The organism is Mameliella sp. LZ-28 (assembly GCF_012274245.1).
GTDB lineage: Bacteria > Pseudomonadota > Alphaproteobacteria > Rhodobacterales > Rhodobacteraceae > Antarctobacter > Antarctobacter albus.
Map to the genome: position 1 here is coordinate 153398 of NZ_JAANYX010000001.1, position 13836 is coordinate 167233.

The 13836-nt window shown below is 65.6% G+C and carries 21 protein-coding genes; 20 read left to right on the forward strand and 1 reads right to left on the reverse strand.

Features of this window, described 5'->3' with window-relative positions:
- Nucleotides 1-29 precede the first annotated feature (29 nt).
- From G9Q80_RS00750 to G9Q80_RS00765, 4 genes are read left to right on the forward strand one after another with little or no spacing between them, the layout of a single operon-like run.
- The gene (locus G9Q80_RS00750) at nt 30-884 is read left to right on the forward strand and encodes a hydroxymethylglutaryl-CoA lyase (RefSeq protein WP_088713980.1); all 855 of its coding nucleotides are present in this window, start codon (nt 30-32) and stop codon (nt 882-884) included.
- 1 nt (nt 885) lies between these two features.
- Nucleotides 886-1494 carry a class I SAM-dependent methyltransferase gene (locus G9Q80_RS00755; RefSeq protein ID WP_043143585.1) on the forward strand — a complete coding sequence of 203 codons (609 nt, stop codon included), beginning with the start codon at nt 886-888 and terminating at the stop codon, nt 1492-1494.
- 8 nt (nt 1495-1502) lie between these two features.
- Nucleotides 1503-2279, forward strand: a complete 777-nt coding sequence (locus tag G9Q80_RS00760; protein WP_088713979.1) for a crotonase/enoyl-CoA hydratase family protein — start codon at nt 1503-1505, stop codon at nt 2277-2279.
- Nucleotides 2280-2290: 11 nt separating this feature from the next.
- Nucleotides 2291-2671: a hypothetical protein gene (locus tag G9Q80_RS00765; protein ID WP_088713978.1), complete on the forward strand. Its 381-nt coding sequence runs from the start codon at nt 2291-2293 to the stop codon at nt 2669-2671.
- A gap of 6 nt (nt 2672-2677) precedes the next feature.
- On the opposite strand, the gene G9Q80_RS00770 is transcribed toward G9Q80_RS00765, so the two are convergent.
- Nucleotides 2678-3409, reverse strand: coding sequence for an ATP-grasp domain-containing protein (locus G9Q80_RS00770; RefSeq protein WP_157903769.1), 732 nt, complete (start codon nt 3407-3409; stop codon nt 2678-2680).
- 307 nt (nt 3410-3716) lie between these two features.
- Between G9Q80_RS00770 and G9Q80_RS00775 the strand changes: the two genes are divergently transcribed.
- From G9Q80_RS00775 to G9Q80_RS00850, 16 genes are all read left to right on the forward strand, one after another.
- The gene (locus G9Q80_RS00775; protein ID WP_043143593.1) at nt 3717-4082 is read left to right on the forward strand and encodes an NADH-quinone oxidoreductase subunit A; all 366 of its coding nucleotides are present in this window, start codon (nt 3717-3719) and stop codon (nt 4080-4082) included.
- Nucleotides 4073-4606: a NuoB/complex I 20 kDa subunit family protein gene (locus G9Q80_RS00780; protein ID WP_172429800.1), complete on the forward strand. Its 534-nt coding sequence runs from the start codon at nt 4073-4075 to the stop codon at nt 4604-4606. The genes G9Q80_RS00775 and G9Q80_RS00780 overlap by 10 nt, the downstream gene beginning before the upstream one ends.
- Nucleotides 4603-5211, forward strand: a complete 609-nt coding sequence (locus G9Q80_RS00785; protein ID WP_069211585.1) for an NADH-quinone oxidoreductase subunit C — start codon at nt 4603-4605, stop codon at nt 5209-5211. The genes G9Q80_RS00780 and G9Q80_RS00785 overlap by 4 nt, the downstream gene beginning before the upstream one ends.
- Entirely contained in the window at nt 5208-5411 is a 204-nt protein-coding gene (locus G9Q80_RS00790; protein ID WP_232788132.1) for a hypothetical protein, read from the forward strand. Before G9Q80_RS00785 ends, G9Q80_RS00790 begins: the two co-directional genes overlap by 4 nt.
- Nucleotides 5408-6631 carry an NADH-quinone oxidoreductase subunit D gene (locus G9Q80_RS00795; protein WP_052244579.1) on the forward strand — a complete coding sequence of 408 codons (1224 nt, stop codon included), beginning with the start codon at nt 5408-5410 and terminating at the stop codon, nt 6629-6631. The genes G9Q80_RS00790 and G9Q80_RS00795 overlap by 4 nt, the downstream gene beginning before the upstream one ends.
- Nucleotides 6628-7188, forward strand: coding sequence for a hypothetical protein (locus tag G9Q80_RS00800; protein WP_074620878.1), 561 nt, complete (start codon nt 6628-6630; stop codon nt 7186-7188). The genes G9Q80_RS00795 and G9Q80_RS00800 overlap by 4 nt, the downstream gene beginning before the upstream one ends.
- 50 nt (nt 7189-7238) lie before the next feature.
- Nucleotides 7239-7547 carry a hypothetical protein gene (locus G9Q80_RS00805; RefSeq protein WP_043143603.1) on the forward strand — a complete coding sequence of 103 codons (309 nt, stop codon included), beginning with the start codon at nt 7239-7241 and terminating at the stop codon, nt 7545-7547.
- A 91-nt stretch (nt 7548-7638) separates the two neighbouring features.
- Nucleotides 7639-8844 (forward strand): NADH-quinone oxidoreductase subunit E, encoded by a 1206-nt coding sequence (locus tag G9Q80_RS00810; RefSeq protein ID WP_088713976.1) that lies wholly within the window; start codon nt 7639-7641, stop codon nt 8842-8844.
- Nucleotides 8845-8923: 79 nt separating this feature from the next.
- Entirely contained in the window at nt 8924-9496 is a 573-nt protein-coding gene (locus tag G9Q80_RS28630; protein ID WP_133066356.1) for a hypothetical protein, read from the forward strand.
- 189 nt (nt 9497-9685) lie between these two features.
- Nucleotides 9686-10357 (forward strand): helix-hairpin-helix domain-containing protein, encoded by a 672-nt coding sequence (locus tag G9Q80_RS00820; protein ID WP_088713974.1) that lies wholly within the window; start codon nt 9686-9688, stop codon nt 10355-10357.
- Nucleotides 10358-10370: 13 nt separating this feature from the next.
- Nucleotides 10371-10589, forward strand: coding sequence for a DUF5337 domain-containing protein (locus G9Q80_RS00825; protein ID WP_043143606.1), 219 nt, complete (start codon nt 10371-10373; stop codon nt 10587-10589).
- A 3-nt stretch (nt 10590-10592) separates the two neighbouring features.
- Nucleotides 10593-11891 carry an NADH-quinone oxidoreductase subunit NuoF gene (gene nuoF / locus G9Q80_RS00830; protein ID WP_043143607.1) on the forward strand — a complete coding sequence of 433 codons (1299 nt, stop codon included), beginning with the start codon at nt 10593-10595 and terminating at the stop codon, nt 11889-11891.
- Nucleotides 11892-11929: 38 nt separating this feature from the next.
- Nucleotides 11930-12298 (forward strand): hypothetical protein, encoded by a 369-nt coding sequence (locus G9Q80_RS00835; RefSeq protein WP_069211590.1) that lies wholly within the window; start codon nt 11930-11932, stop codon nt 12296-12298.
- A complete protein-coding gene (locus G9Q80_RS00840; RefSeq protein ID WP_232788131.1) occupies nt 12295-12768 on the forward strand; it encodes a DUF3291 domain-containing protein in 474 nt (157 codons plus the stop codon). Before G9Q80_RS00835 ends, G9Q80_RS00840 begins: the two co-directional genes overlap by 4 nt.
- Nucleotides 12769-12844: 76 nt before the next feature.
- The gene (locus tag G9Q80_RS00845) at nt 12845-13327 is read left to right on the forward strand and encodes a DUF3291 domain-containing protein (RefSeq protein WP_088713973.1); all 483 of its coding nucleotides are present in this window, start codon (nt 12845-12847) and stop codon (nt 13325-13327) included.
- 173 nt (nt 13328-13500) lie between these two features.
- Nucleotides 13501-13836 carry a hypothetical protein gene (locus G9Q80_RS00850; protein ID WP_088713972.1) on the forward strand — a complete coding sequence of 112 codons (336 nt, stop codon included), beginning with the start codon at nt 13501-13503 and terminating at the stop codon, nt 13834-13836.

Below are 13836 nucleotides of genomic sequence, written 5' to 3' on the forward strand. Positions count from 1 at the left end.
TGGACCAAGAAGAAACCCGGAGGGGAAAGATGAGCGAGACAGTCGAGATCTTCGAGGTGGGCCCGCGTGACGGGCTGCAGAACGAAAAGCGCGAGATTCCGACTTCGGAGAAGGTGGCGTTGGTCGATCTCTTGTCCGGGGCGGGGTTTCGGCGCATTGAATGCGCCTCATTCGTGAGTCCGAAATGGGTGCCGCAGATGGCGGATTCCGGCGAGGTCCTGGCAGGGATCACACGGGCGCCGGGCGTGTCCTACGCGGCGCTGGCGCCGAACCTGAAAGGGCTGGAGCGGGCATTGGCGGCCAAGGCGGACGAGGTGGCGTTGTTCGGTGCGGCCTCGGAAGGATTTTCCAGGGCCAATATCAACGCCAGTGTCGACGAGGGGCTGGCGCGTTTCGTGCCGGTGGCCGAGGCGGCGAGAGAGGCGGGGCTGCCGGTGCGGGGCTATGTGTCCTGCGTGGTGGAATGCCCCTATGACGGCGCGGTGGCGCCCGGGGCCGTGGCCCGGGTTGTGGCGGCGCTGCGCGACATGGGCTGCTACGAGGTCTCCCTTGGCGACACCATCGGGCGGGGTGTGCCCGAGGCGGTGGACGCCATGCTGGCGGCGGTGCTGGACGAGATGCCCGCCGCGCGGCTGGCGGGGCATTTCCATGACACAGCCGGCCGGGCGCTGGAGAATATCGACGTCGCGCTGGAGCGGGGCCTGCGGGTTTTTGATGCAGCCGTGGGTGGGCTGGGGGGATGTCCCTATGCGCCGGGGGCGGCGGGCAACGTGGCGACGGAGGCGGTGCACGATCACCTGGTTGCCAAGGGCTACGTCACCGGGCTGGACCGGCCGGTGCTGGACAGGGCCGCGCAGATGGCGCGGTCCATGCGTGAGGGCTGAAATGGACAGGGAACATTGGGATGCCGCCTACGCAGAAGGCGTCGAGGGCAAGAGTTGGCACGAAGCCGTGCCCGAGGCCTCGCTGCGGATGATCGAACGGTCCGGGCTGGTGCCTGGGCGGGCGATCGACGTGGGCGGTGGCGCCTCGTCCCTGGCCGGGCATTTGCGCGGGCTGGGCTGGGATGTGACAGTCCTGGACATTTCCGCGGCAGCGCTGGAGCTGGCGCAGGCGGCGCTTGGGTCGGGAGCGGCGCAGATCACCTGGGTTGCCGAGGACATCACGCGCTGGCGGGCCTCGGTGCCCTTCGATCTCTGGCATGACAGGGCGGTGTTCCATTTCCTGACGGACCTGGAGGACCGGTTGGCCTATGCGCGTGCCCTGCGCGACGGGCTGCGGCCTGGCGGTGCGGCTGTGATCGCGACCTTTGCAGAGGATGGACCGGAGCGTTGCTCGGGCCTGCCGGTACGGCGCTATTCGCCTGAAGGTCTGTTGGCTGCGCTGGGGCAGGGGCTGCGCCTGGAGGGCGCCGAGCGGGTCCGCCACGTCACGCCATCTGGGCAGGAACAGAAATTTCAGGTCAGCCTGCTGCGGCGGCTGCCAAAGGAGTGAGGACAAGGATGGAGTTGATCGGGGTATCGCGCGACGCGCGGGGTGTGGCGGAGATCAGCCTGCGCCGGGCGGACAAGCACAACGCGCTGTCGGCGCAGATGATGACCGAGCTGGAGGCCACAGCGCGCAGCCTTGCGGCGGACGCAGAGGTGAAGGTCGTGGTGCTGTCGGCCGAGGGGAAGTCCTTCTGCGCCGGCGGTGACCTGGCCTGGATGCGCGCGCAGTTCGAGATGGACCGGGCGACACGACGCGAGGAATCCTCGCGCATCGCCAAGGCTTTGGGCGCGCTTTATGCGCTGCCGCAGCCCCTGATCGGCAAGGTGCAGGGCAATGCCTTTGGCGGTGGGTTGGGGCTGATTTCCGTTTGCGACATCGCGTTGGCCGCCGAGGGCGTGAAATTCGGGCTGACCGAGGTCAAGCTGGGTTTGATCCCGGCCAATATCGGGCCCTACGTGATCGCCCGGCTGGGCGCTGTGAAGGCGCAGGAGATCTTCATGAACGGTCGGATCTTTGGCGCCGCCGAGGCGGTGGCCCTGGGGCTGGTGAACCGGGCGGTTGCCCCGGATGACCTGGACGAGGCCGTGGCGGCAGAGGTGGCCTTGCCGCTGGCCTGTGCCCCGGGGGCGGTTCGGGATGCCAAGGCCCTGTTGCGGCGGCTGGCGGGCGAAGTCACCGAAGCCGAGGTCGAAGGGGCCATCGACGCCCTGGCCGATCGCTGGGAAACCTCTGAGGCGCAGGAGGGAATCGCAGCCTTTTTCGACAAGCGGCCCGCGCCCTGGGCGTGACCGGGGGCGGGATGCTGATCCAGATCGCCCATCTTTATGCGACGGCCTGCCTGGCGGTGGTCTTTTTCCAGTTTGCGCTGATCGGTGGGGCGCCGCTGGGGCCCTGGACGCAGGGCGGGCAGCATGAGGGGGCCTTGCCCATCTCGGGCAGGGTGATTGCGGCTTTTTCGGTGCCGGTGCTGATCTTCCAGGGGCTTGCGATCCTCTCGGTGGCAGGCTTTCCGGGGCTGGACTGGCCGCGCTGGTACGGGTGGGCGGCCCTTGGGGTCAGCACGGTCAGCGCGGTGCTGAACGGGATCACCCCCTCTGCGCGTGAACGCGCGGTCTGGTTTCCGGTCACTTTGGTGATGGCCGGACTGGCCGCCTATGTCATGATTTCGACCGCGCACTGAACAGGCTCATCGCTGCGCGGCGAGTTCCGCCCAGCGGGTGGCGATCAGCCGGGCATAGCGCATGGGCGAGAGGCCGTAGGCGCCCACGGCGTAGCTGTCGTTGATCTCGACCACCAGCGTCCGGTCCTCGGAGGTGACCCCGAAATCCAGCGCATAGGCCGCGGGTGCGCCCGCCTGCGACTGGGCGGCCAGCGCGGCGCGGATCACCTGCGGATCGGGGAAACGCAGCGGATCGCCCCGGTAGGGCCGCAGGTCGATCAGATCCCCGTGCAGGACAAAGCCGCGATACTCGGTCACGAAATCCACCGGTTCGGCACAGATCACGGGCTCGGCGTCGGCGATATGCGCCGTCGGGATCAGGTCGGCAAAGCTGGACAGCAGCGTTCCGGTAAAGAGCTTTGGCCGGTCGGGCAGGGGCTTGACGAAGATCGCGCTGCCATTGCCCGCCAGCTGTCGCGCCTCGGCCATCGTCGCCTGCCAGATGCGCCGCCCGGCAAAGGGCATCAGCGCCTCGGGGATGCTGTCGAGATCGGGCACCGGAATGCCAAGCCGTTCCATGCCCTGCCGGGCATAGCGGATGCCGCCCACGACGATATCCCCCGGGACCAGCGCGAGGGCGTCGAAATCCCCGGGCGCGAAGAGGCGGACCTCTTCGCCAAGCTGCGCAAAGCCCACGCGGGCGATATCGCGGTTGACGCTGAAGATCGTGTCGTCGGGGGCAAGGAGGTGAACGGTCATGGCACTGTCTTTCCTGTCTGTCCGAGGCAGGTAGCGCAGGCGGCCCGACATGAACATGGCGGGATTCCCGCCCCCGGCGCATGTGATCACAACACCGGGCGCGACGCTTGCGCGCGGCGTGTGCTGCCGTGCAGCATGGGATTTCCGGACATCCCATTGTCAACAAAGGAAAATCCGCCAATTTCAGGGAAAGCCTTTTGTTCGCAGGGATTTGAATGCTTGCGCCTCGTGTTGACCCTGCCAGATGGCAGCGATAAGGGACAATAAGCCAAGCGCCACAGCGCCCGATCCTTGAAGGAGCCACGTCTTGGAAGAGATGCTGCGGGAATACCTTCCCATCCTCGTCTTTCTGGCCATTGCCATCGGTCTCGGCCTTGTCCTGATCCTTGCCGCGGTGATCCTCGCCGTGCGCAACCCGGACCCGGAAAAGGTGTCGGCCTACGAATGCGGGTTCAACGCCTTCGACGATGCCCGGATGAAATTCGACGTCCGGTTCTACCTGGTCTCGATCCTCTTCATCATCTTCGATCTTGAGATCGCCTTCCTGTTTCCCTGGGCGGTGGCCTTCAAGGATGTCTCGATGGTGGGCTTCTGGTCGATGATGGTGTTCCTGGGCGTGCTGACCATCGGCTTTGCCTACGAATGGAAGAAGGGGGCACTGGAATGGGAGTGATGACCGGAGCCAATACGGCCGGAGCCGACCGCGAGGTCGCGACCCAGACCCTCAACCGCGAGCTGCAGGACAAGGGGTTCCTGCTGACCTCGACCGAGGACATCATCAACTGGGCGCGTACCGGCAGCTTGCACTGGATGACCTTTGGCCTGGCCTGCTGCGCGGTCGAGATGATGCACTCCTCGATGCCGCGGTATGACCTGGAGCGGTTCGGCACCGCGCCGCGCGCCAGCCCGCGCCAGTCCGACCTGATGATCGTGGCCGGCACGCTGACCAACAAGATGGCCCCGGCGCTGCGCAAGGTCTACGACCAGATGCCGGAACCGCGCTACGTGATCTCGATGGGGTCCTGTGCCAACGGCGGCGGCTACTACCACTATTCCTACAGCGTGGTGCGCGGCTGTGACCGCGTCGTGCCGGTGGATGTCTATGTGCCCGGCTGCCCGCCGACGGCAGAGGCGCTGGTCTACGGCATCATGGCGTTGCAGAAAAAGATCCGCCGGACGGGGACATTGGTGCGATGAGCGATTTGCTGAACGAACTGGGTGGCCATATCGAGGCCAAGCGTCCCGACTGCGTGATCGGCTGGGACGTCACGCATGGCGAGCTGAACGTCGACGTGGCGCCCTCGAACATCCGCGGTTTCGTCGAGTTCCTGAAGACCGACCCGACCTGCAAGTTCTCGACCTTGGTGGACATCACGGCGGTGGACTACCCCGAGCGGCCCAAGCGGTTCGACGTGGTCTATCATTTCCTGTCGATGTACCAGAACCACCGCATCCGCCTGCGCGTGGCGATCCGTGAGGACGAGATGGTGCCGTCGATCGTGTCGGTGCACCCCTCGGCCAACTGGTTCGAGCGCGAGGTCTTCGACATGTTCGGCGTGCTGTTCGCCGGCCATCCGGACCTGCGCCGAATCCTGACGGACTACGGGTTCCGCGGCTTTCCGCTGCGCAAGGATTTCCCGACCACGGGCTATACCGAGGTGCGTTACGACGAAGAGCAAAAGCGCGTCGTCTACGAACCGGTGAGCCTGGTGCAGGAATACCGCCAGTTCGATTTCATGTCGCCGTGGGAGGGGGCACAATACGTGCTGCCCGGCGATGAGAAGACGGAAGAAAAGGCATGATGGGCGGCTGGGGCTTTGGTGGCGGGGGGCTATTGTGGCTGATTGTCATCGGCGCACTGGTGGTCGTGCCATTCTGGAAGCTCCTGCCGCGTTTTGGCATTCCCAACTGGGTGGCGATTTTCGCCATCTTCCCGCTTGTGGCGTTGATCCTGCTCTGGATCATGGCGTTCAAGGATCAGATTGACGGAGGTCGCGCGTGATGGACGGCTCCAAAGGCTTCGAAGACGCCCTGACGGGTGAACAGAAGATCCGCAACTTCAACATCAACTTCGGGCCCCAGCACCCGGCGGCGCACGGCGTGCTGCGCCTCGTGCTGGAGCTGGACGGCGAGATCGTGGAACGCTGCGACCCGCATATCGGCCTGCTGCACCGTGGCACCGAAAAACTGATGGAAAGCAGGACATACCTGCAGAACCTGCCGTATTTCGACCGTCTCGACTACGTTGCGCCGATGAACCAGGAACATGCCTGGTGCCTGGCCATCGAAAAGTTGACCGGGGTCGAGGTGCCGCGCCGGGGTTCGCTGATCCGCGTGCTCTACTCGGAAATCGGCCGTGTCCTGAACCACCTGCTGAACGTGACCACGCAGGCCATGGACGTGGGCGCGCTGACGCCGCCGCTGTGGGGCTTCGAGGAACGCGAAAAGCTGATGGTCTTCTACGAGCGGGCCTGTGGCGCGCGCCTGCACTCGGCCTATTTCCGGCCCGGCGGCGTGCACCAGGATCTACCGCCCGCGCTGATCGACGACATCGAGACCTGGGCCAAGGAATTCCCGGCCAAGCTGCAGGACATCGACGACCTGCTGACCGAAAACCGCATCTTCAAGCAGCGCAACGCCGACATCGGCGTCGTGACCGAGGAAGAGATCAACGAATGGGGTTTCTCCGGCGTCATGGTGCGTGGCTCGGGCCTTGCCTGGGACCTGCGCCGCGCGCAGCCCTACGAGTGCTACGACGAGTTCGACTTCAAGATCCCGGTCGGCAAGAACGGCGACTGCTATGACCGCTACCTCTGCCGCATGGCCGAGATGCGCGAGAGCGTGAAGATCATCCTGCAGGCCATCGAGAAGCTGCGCGCGCCCGAAGGGCAGGGCGACGTCCTGGCCCGCGGCAAGATCACCCCGCCGAAACGCGGCGAGATGAAGACCTCGATGGAAGCGCTGATCCATCACTTCAAGCTCTACACCGAGGGTTTCCACGTCCCCGAGGGCGAGGTCTACTGCGCCGTCGAGGCCCCCAAGGGAGAGTTTGGCGTCTACCTCGTTGCCGATGGGTCAAACCGGCCCTACCGCTCCAAGATCCGCGCGCCGGGTTACCTGCACCTGCAGGCGATGGACCATGTCGCCAAGGGCCACCAGCTTGCCGACGTCGCGGCGATCATCGGGACGATGGACGTCGTCTTCGGGGAGATCGACCGGTGAGAGCGCTGATCGCGCTTTGCGCGCTGGCGGTGACGCCGGCGCTCGCTCAGGATCTGCCCATCTTCCAGGAAGAGCGCGGCTATGAAATCCTGGGCGGCATCGATGATGGTCTGCTGGTCCGCAATGGCGGTCATGCGTTCTACTGTGAAGTCGACGAAGGCCCGGACGATCGTTTCCTGGTGATGGAACGCTGCCTTCCGATCCTCGGCCCCAAGGCAGCGGCATCCGCCTCCCGGGCGACGCTCTCCAGGGCGCGCGGCGAAAAGGCCTTTGTCGAGGCCATCGAGGCGCTGCCGCCCTCCGTCTTTATCCCGGCGGTGACGCAGACGATGAAGGAATTCGGCTGCGTGCTGGACATGCGCACCGGCGAGGATGCATTTCTGGCCGTACTGGCGCGCCACGTCGCCGAAGAGGCGGTCTATGACGGCGAGATGACCGAAGGCCTGATCGACGCCATTGGCGAAGTGACCGAGGATACCGCAGAGATCATGATGGACCAGGGCCTGATCGTTCTGGACCGCGCCGCCGGCAAGGCGCATCTGGTGAATTGCCCCTGACGGGGAAAGATGGGCCGCCGCCGCGCGGCCTTTTTACGAGGGACGACACGATGAAGAGATACGCTTTTGCCCTGGTCGCGACGGGACTGGTTTCGGGCTGTTTCCTGCCCGAGGGCGTCACCGAAGAAGACCTTGCGGCCTTTGATGCGGCGGTGGCCTCGATCGGTTGTGACCTCGTGAACGAAAGCGATTATCTGCCCGTGGAGTTGCAGACCGGGATGCCGCGTGAAAAGGTGGTGACCATCTCGCAGTACAAGGTCGAACAGAAACAGGCCGTGCCGCTGTCGAACGGCGGTGTGCGCCTTCAGACTGGCGCCTGCGCCCCCAAGACAGAGCCCGCGCCCGAGGCGGCAACGTGACGTGACCGGCCCCCGAGGCCGGACTGGATGCAAGATTGAAACCCGAGGCGCCGCGCCCTGGCGCCGGACGTAAGACGGAAAGCCGAAAGCCATGCTGCGCCGACTGCACCCCGAACAGCCCGATAGTTTTGCCTTTACGCCCGCCAACCTGGCCTGGGCGCGCGAGCAGATCACCAAATACCCCGAGGGCCGCCAGGCCAGCGCGATCATACCGCTGCTGTGGCGGGCGCAGGAACAGGAAGGCTGGCTGACCCGTCCGGCGATCGAACATGTCGCCGACATGCTGGGCATGGCCTATATCCGCGCGCTCGAGGTGGCCAGCTTCTACTTCATGTTCCAGCTCCAGCCGGTCGGCTCGCTGGCGCATATCCAGATCTGCGGCACGACGTCGTGCATGATCTGCGGTGCCGAGGACCTGATCGCCGTCTGCCGCGAGAAGATCGCCGACAAGCCGCACGCCTTGTCGGAGGACGGCAAGTTCAGCTGGGAAGAGGTGGAATGCCTGGGCGCCTGCACCAACGCGCCGATGGCCCAGATCGGCAAGGACTATTACGAGGACCTGACCGCGGAAAAGCTGCGCGATCTGCTCGACGCGCTGGCGCGGGGCGAGGTGCCCACGGTGGGGCCGCAGAACGGCCGTTTCGCCTCGGAACCCAAGCCGGGCATCACCACGCTGACCGAATTCGTGAACGGCTCGATCAAGTTGAATGCCAGCGCGCAGCTGGCCGATGACATCGGCGACACGATCAAGCGCATCGACGGCACCGAGGTGCCGCTGGCGGCGCCCTGGAACGACCAGTCCGGCACCCGTGGCAGCCAGCCGGACGCTCCCGAGGCACATGTCCCGGCCAAGGAGGCCCCGCAACCGGCCAAGCCCGCGCCCAAGCCGGAGAAGGTCGCCAAGGCACCCGCCGAGGTCGAACAGGCGCTGGTTCAGCCCAGCACGCCGCTGCCGGGGCAGGACGACCTGTCCAGCCGCAAGGGCAGCTGGCGCTACGAGGCGCCCGAAGCGGAGGACCAGCCCGCGGCAGAGCCGGCCGCTCCTCCGGCTGAGGACAAGCCCGTGGGTCTTGATTCCCCGCGCGAGGGCAAGGCCGATGACCTGAAGGAAATCAAGGGCGTCGGACCCAAGCTGGAAAAGCTGCTCAACTCGCTGGGCTTCTACCACTTCGACCAGGTTGCCGCCTGGACCGACAAGGAACTGGCCTGGGTCGATGACAATCTGGAAGGCTTCAAGGGCCGGGCCACGCGCGACGAATGGGTGGCGCAGGCCAAGGAGCTGGCGGCGCGGTCCTAAAGTCTGATAGCCCCGGACACCTTTTTTCGTGATACTCCGGTCCAGACAGGACCGGATATCGGCGACAGGGAGGAATGTCATGGGGGATTGGACTGAGCAGGGGAACTGCGGTCAGTTGAGTTGGGGATTGGCGGCTTTGGCCGCCTTTCTTGTATTCGTATTGCTGTTGACGCTGGGCGACTGGCGCGTGATCCAGGCGGTCTTTGCAGGAGGAGCCACGCTGGTCGTGCTTGGCCTGCTGTTCTCCAAGCTGTTCTGTGCCGGCGCGGCAGAGGCCCCGGCACCCGCCGCGCGGCCCACGCCACAGCCCAAGCCCGCCTCGACGCCGCAACCAGAGACGGCCCCCGAGCCTGAACCGGCGCCCGCCGCGGCCGAGAGCGCGGACACCGGATCGCTGGTCAAACCCAGTGGTGCCCTGCCCGGCGAGGAAGACCTTGCCAGCCGCAAGGGCAACTGGACCTACAGCGCCGACAGCACCGCCGAGGCGGATCCGGCCCCGGCAGAGGCGCCAACTCCATCGCCCGAACCGGCACCCACCCCAGCCCCTTCCGAGCAGTCAGCTGCACCGCTGGTGAAGACAGGGACGGTGTTGGCTGGCGAGGCGGAACTGGCCTCGCGCAAGGGCAGCTGGACGTACACGCCCGGCGACTGATCCCAAGGGAATTGCTGGTCACAGAGTGGTCAAACCGGCGGTCGCGGCCCCTGAAAAGGGGCTGCGACAACGCCATGTCTTGCGTGCCGCGGCGCAGTATGTCAGGCGTGGCACCGGCACTGTTGGGGAGGAACGGCGCTAAGACACGCGCAGGATGCTGCGCCCGTTTAGTGGAGCGAGAACGTGACCATGACGACCCCGATCTTTTCGATGACACCCGACTTTACCCCGCTGATGCGCATGATGCAGTTGCAGACTCGTTTTGCGATGGAAGCCAGCCAGGGGATGATGAAACTGGCCATGATGCCCTGGACCGGAATGCCGGCGGGCTTCGGCTCGATCTGCACGCCGATGGGTGGCGTGACGGTCGCAGCCTCGGTGACGACCACCGAAGAGGCTGCCCCGGTTGACGACGTGGCGGAAACCGTCGTTGTCGAGGCCACGGCAGAGCCGGTGGCCGAGCCCGAGGTGACTATCGAGGAACCCGTGGCAGAAACCGTTGCGGAACCTGTGGTGGAACTGGCTCCGGCCCCCGAGGCTGCCCCCGAGAAAGCCGAGACCGCGCCTGAGGCCGCACCCACTGTCGCACCCGCGCCCGAAGCGGAGGCCACCGCAGAACCCGCGATGGTCAAACCCGCCGCGTTGAAGGCGCCAAAGGGCGAAGCGGACGACCTGACCGTCCTGAACGGGGTCGGCCCCAAGCTGGCCGAGGCGCTGAACGCCGAAGGCATCTATCATTTCTCACAGATCGCCGGCTGGACCGAGGAAAACGTCGCCTGGGTCGACGAGAACCTCGCCGGTGTGCGGGGCCGGGCCTCGCGCAATGGCTGGGTGGCGCAGGCCGCCGAACTTGTGAAATAAGGCACGGGCGGCAATGGCCGGGAACCAGGACTACAACCGGAGAGGCCGCGCGATTGCGCTGGTGATCGTCGGGACGGCTCTCGGCTGGGTCGCGGCCAATGTGATCGGCGCGGCGGTGGACCTGAGCCACCGCTGGCGCGCGCTTTTCGACCTTGCTGCAATTGGTGGCTTTGTCTGGGCGCTGTGGATGTTATACGGGCTTTGGCGGGAGCGCCAGGAACACAAGGATTGAGAGATGCTAGCTGACCAGGACCGGATCTTTACCAACCTCTACGGCATGCATGACCGCACCCTCGACGGCGCGAAAAAGCGTGGCCACTGGGACGGGACAAAGGATCTGATCGCCAAGGGGCGCGACTGGATCATCGAGGAGATGAAGGCCTCGGGCCTGCGCGGTCGCGGTGGCGCCGGTTTCCCGACCGGCCTGAAATGGTCTTTCATGCCCAAGGAATCGGATGGGCGTCCGGCCTACCTGGTGGTCAATGCCGACGAGTCCGAGCCGGGCACCTGCAAGGACCGCGAGATCATGCGCCACGATCCGCATACGCTGATCGAAGGCTGCCTGATCGCCAGCTTCGCCATGCAGGCCCATGCCTGCTACATCTACATCCGCGGCGAATACATCCGCGAGCGTGAGGCCCTGCAGGCCGCCATTGACGAGGCTTATGACGCCGGTCTTCTGGGCAAGAACGCCGCCGGATCGGGCTGGGATTTCGAACTTTTCCTGCATCACGGTGCGGGCGCCTACATCTGCGGCGAGGAAACCGCGCTGCTGGAAAGCCTCGAAGGCAAGAAGGGCATGCCCCGGATGAAGCCGCCGTTCCCGGCGGGCGCGGGTCTCTATGGCTGCCCGACCACGGTGAACAACGTCGAATCCATCGCGGTCGTGCCGACGATCCTGCGCCGTGGCGCGGAATGGTTTTCGTCCTTCGGGCGTGACAACAACAAGGGCACCAAGCTGTTCGCGGTGTCCGGCCACGTCAACAACCCCTGCGTCGTCGAAGAGGCCATGTCGATCAGCTTTGAGGAGCTGATCGAAAAGCACTGCGGCGGCATCCGCGGCGGCTGGGACAACCTCAAGGCGGTGATCCCCGGCGGATCTTCGGTGCCTTGTGTGCGCGGCGAAAAGATGCGCGACGCGATCATGGACTTCGACTACCTGCGCGGCGAGCTGGGCTCGGGTCTGGGCACGGCGGCGGTGATCGTGATGGACAAGGACACCGACATCATCAAGGCGATCTGGCGCCTGGCCAAGTTCTACAAGCACGAAAGCTGTGGCCAGTGCACCCCGTGCCGCGAAGGCACCGGCTGGATGATGCGGGTGATGGAGCGCCTGGTAAAGGGCGAGGCCGACGAGGAAGAGATCGACATGCTCTGGGACGTGACCAAGCAGGTCGAGGGCCACACGATCTGCGCGCTCGGCGACGCGGCGGCCTGGCCGATCCAGGGCCTGATCCGCAACTTCCGCGACGAGATCGAGGACCGCATCAAGGCGCAGAAGACCGGACGTCTCAGCGCCGTCGCCGCGGAATAATCGTGGTCTTCTCGGATGTTATCAGGGCCTCCTGCCAAATGGCGGGAGGCTTTCTGCTTTTGGCGTCAACCGCGCTGGCGCAGGGCAAGATGCCCTATGAAATCAGTGATGAGGTGATCTACAACGGGCGATCCTTCGACGTGTGGTTCGGCCTCTACGAGACCGAGACAGTGCGCGACGCGCCGGACACGGGGCTGCCGCAAAAGGAATGGATCGAGCAGAGCCGCCTTGTTGTGCGCACCAACCAGGACCCCCAGATCGGTCCGGGCGATAAGGTGCTGGCGCGCAAGGTCGGCATCGCCTTTTGCAGGCACTACGGGCTGACAGTCCGATCTGCGCCCGGGGACGCACATGAGTGGCAGGGCGAGTGGTCCTTTGTCGACCTGTGCTGGAAAGACGGCTGGTGACCGGCTGGCACCTGGCCGAGTTCAACATCGGCATCCTGCGACACGACTGGGAAGATCCGCGCATCGCCGAATTTCGCGACAACCTGGACAGGGTCTTTGCCGTCGCGGAACGCAGCCCCGGTTATGTCTGGCACATGGCCGAAGCCGAGATGGATGCGGCGCAGACCGATCCGGGTGGTCCGCTTGGCGGCAATCCCCGGACCGCGTCGACCTTGTCGGTCTGGCGCGACCTGCCGAGCCTCGAACATTTCGTCTGGCAGACCGTGCACCGGCGGTTCTACGACCGGCGCGCGGAATGGTTCGATGCTGCGGGGCAGGGGCTGCGGCTGGTGATGTGGTGGGTGCCCGAGGGCCACCGGCCCGGGATCGCGGAGGCGGCGGCCAAGCTGCAGCATCTGGCAATAACAGGAGAGAGCGACGCGGCCTTCGGCTGGACCCATGCCCGGGCGCGATGGGGCGCATCGGGATAATTCATTGGGCGTGGCAGGGGCCGCGCGCTACAGCTTGCGGGCCGATTGGCCGACTTGATTTCAGAAAGGACATCACATGCACCTGGCGGAATTGAACATCGGGCGCCTTCTGGCCCCCACGGACGACCCGCGCGTGGCGGAGTTCATGGACAACCTCGACCGGGTCAACGGGCTGGGCAAGCGGATGCCGGGCTTTGTCTGGATGATGGAAGGCTCGGGCGAGCCGGGCACAGGAAACACCGAGGCCAAGATCGACGGCGACCCGCAGTTCGTGTCCAACCTGACGGTATGGGAGGACGTGGAAAGCCTGGAACGCTTTGTCTGGGGCACCATCCACAAGCAGTTCTACGACCGCCGCACCGAGTGGTTCGAGATCATGGGCGACCAGCATTTCGTCATGTGGTGGGTGCCCGAGGGACATCAGCCGACGCTGGACGAAGCGCTGGAACGACTGGAGATGCGTAAGACGCAGGGCGACACCGATGCGGCCTTTGGCTGGTCCTACTTGCCGCAGGCGCAGATGTGGCGTGCAAGGCACTGTACGCCCGAGACCGTGTGACGCCAGTTGTGCCTCGCCCATGTTTCCTTCGGTTGCCGTCATCGTGGTCGGCCGTCGCTCACGGGGCGGGGCGCCCGCTCCTTGACCTCTTGCCCCGCAGGCGCGACAGTGCGCGGCACGCGTGGGCCGGGTGTGGCGGGCGCGCGATGCGAGCAGAAAAGACACGGGTTGGAATGATGAAACGGATTTTGGGAACGGCGGTGCTGATCGCGGCGCTGGCGCCCGTGGCGCAGGCGGAAACCGTCCGCTCCAAGAGCTTCGTGGGCGATATTCAGCGCCGCGCGGTGACGATGCAGGCCCGTGACGGATCGGGCTCTGCCCAGGCGCTGCAGGCCTATGTCAGCTTGACCACGGTTGCCGGGGTGGTTCCCGCGCAGGCACAGATCCAGGCCGCCGGAGCTTTTGCCGCCAAGGCCGGGTGTCGCGATGCGCGCGCCCTGACCACGATTCTGGCCGGGGTGACGGCCAAGGCAGCCGAGTTCGAGGTACTGTGCCGGGGAGGCCAATAA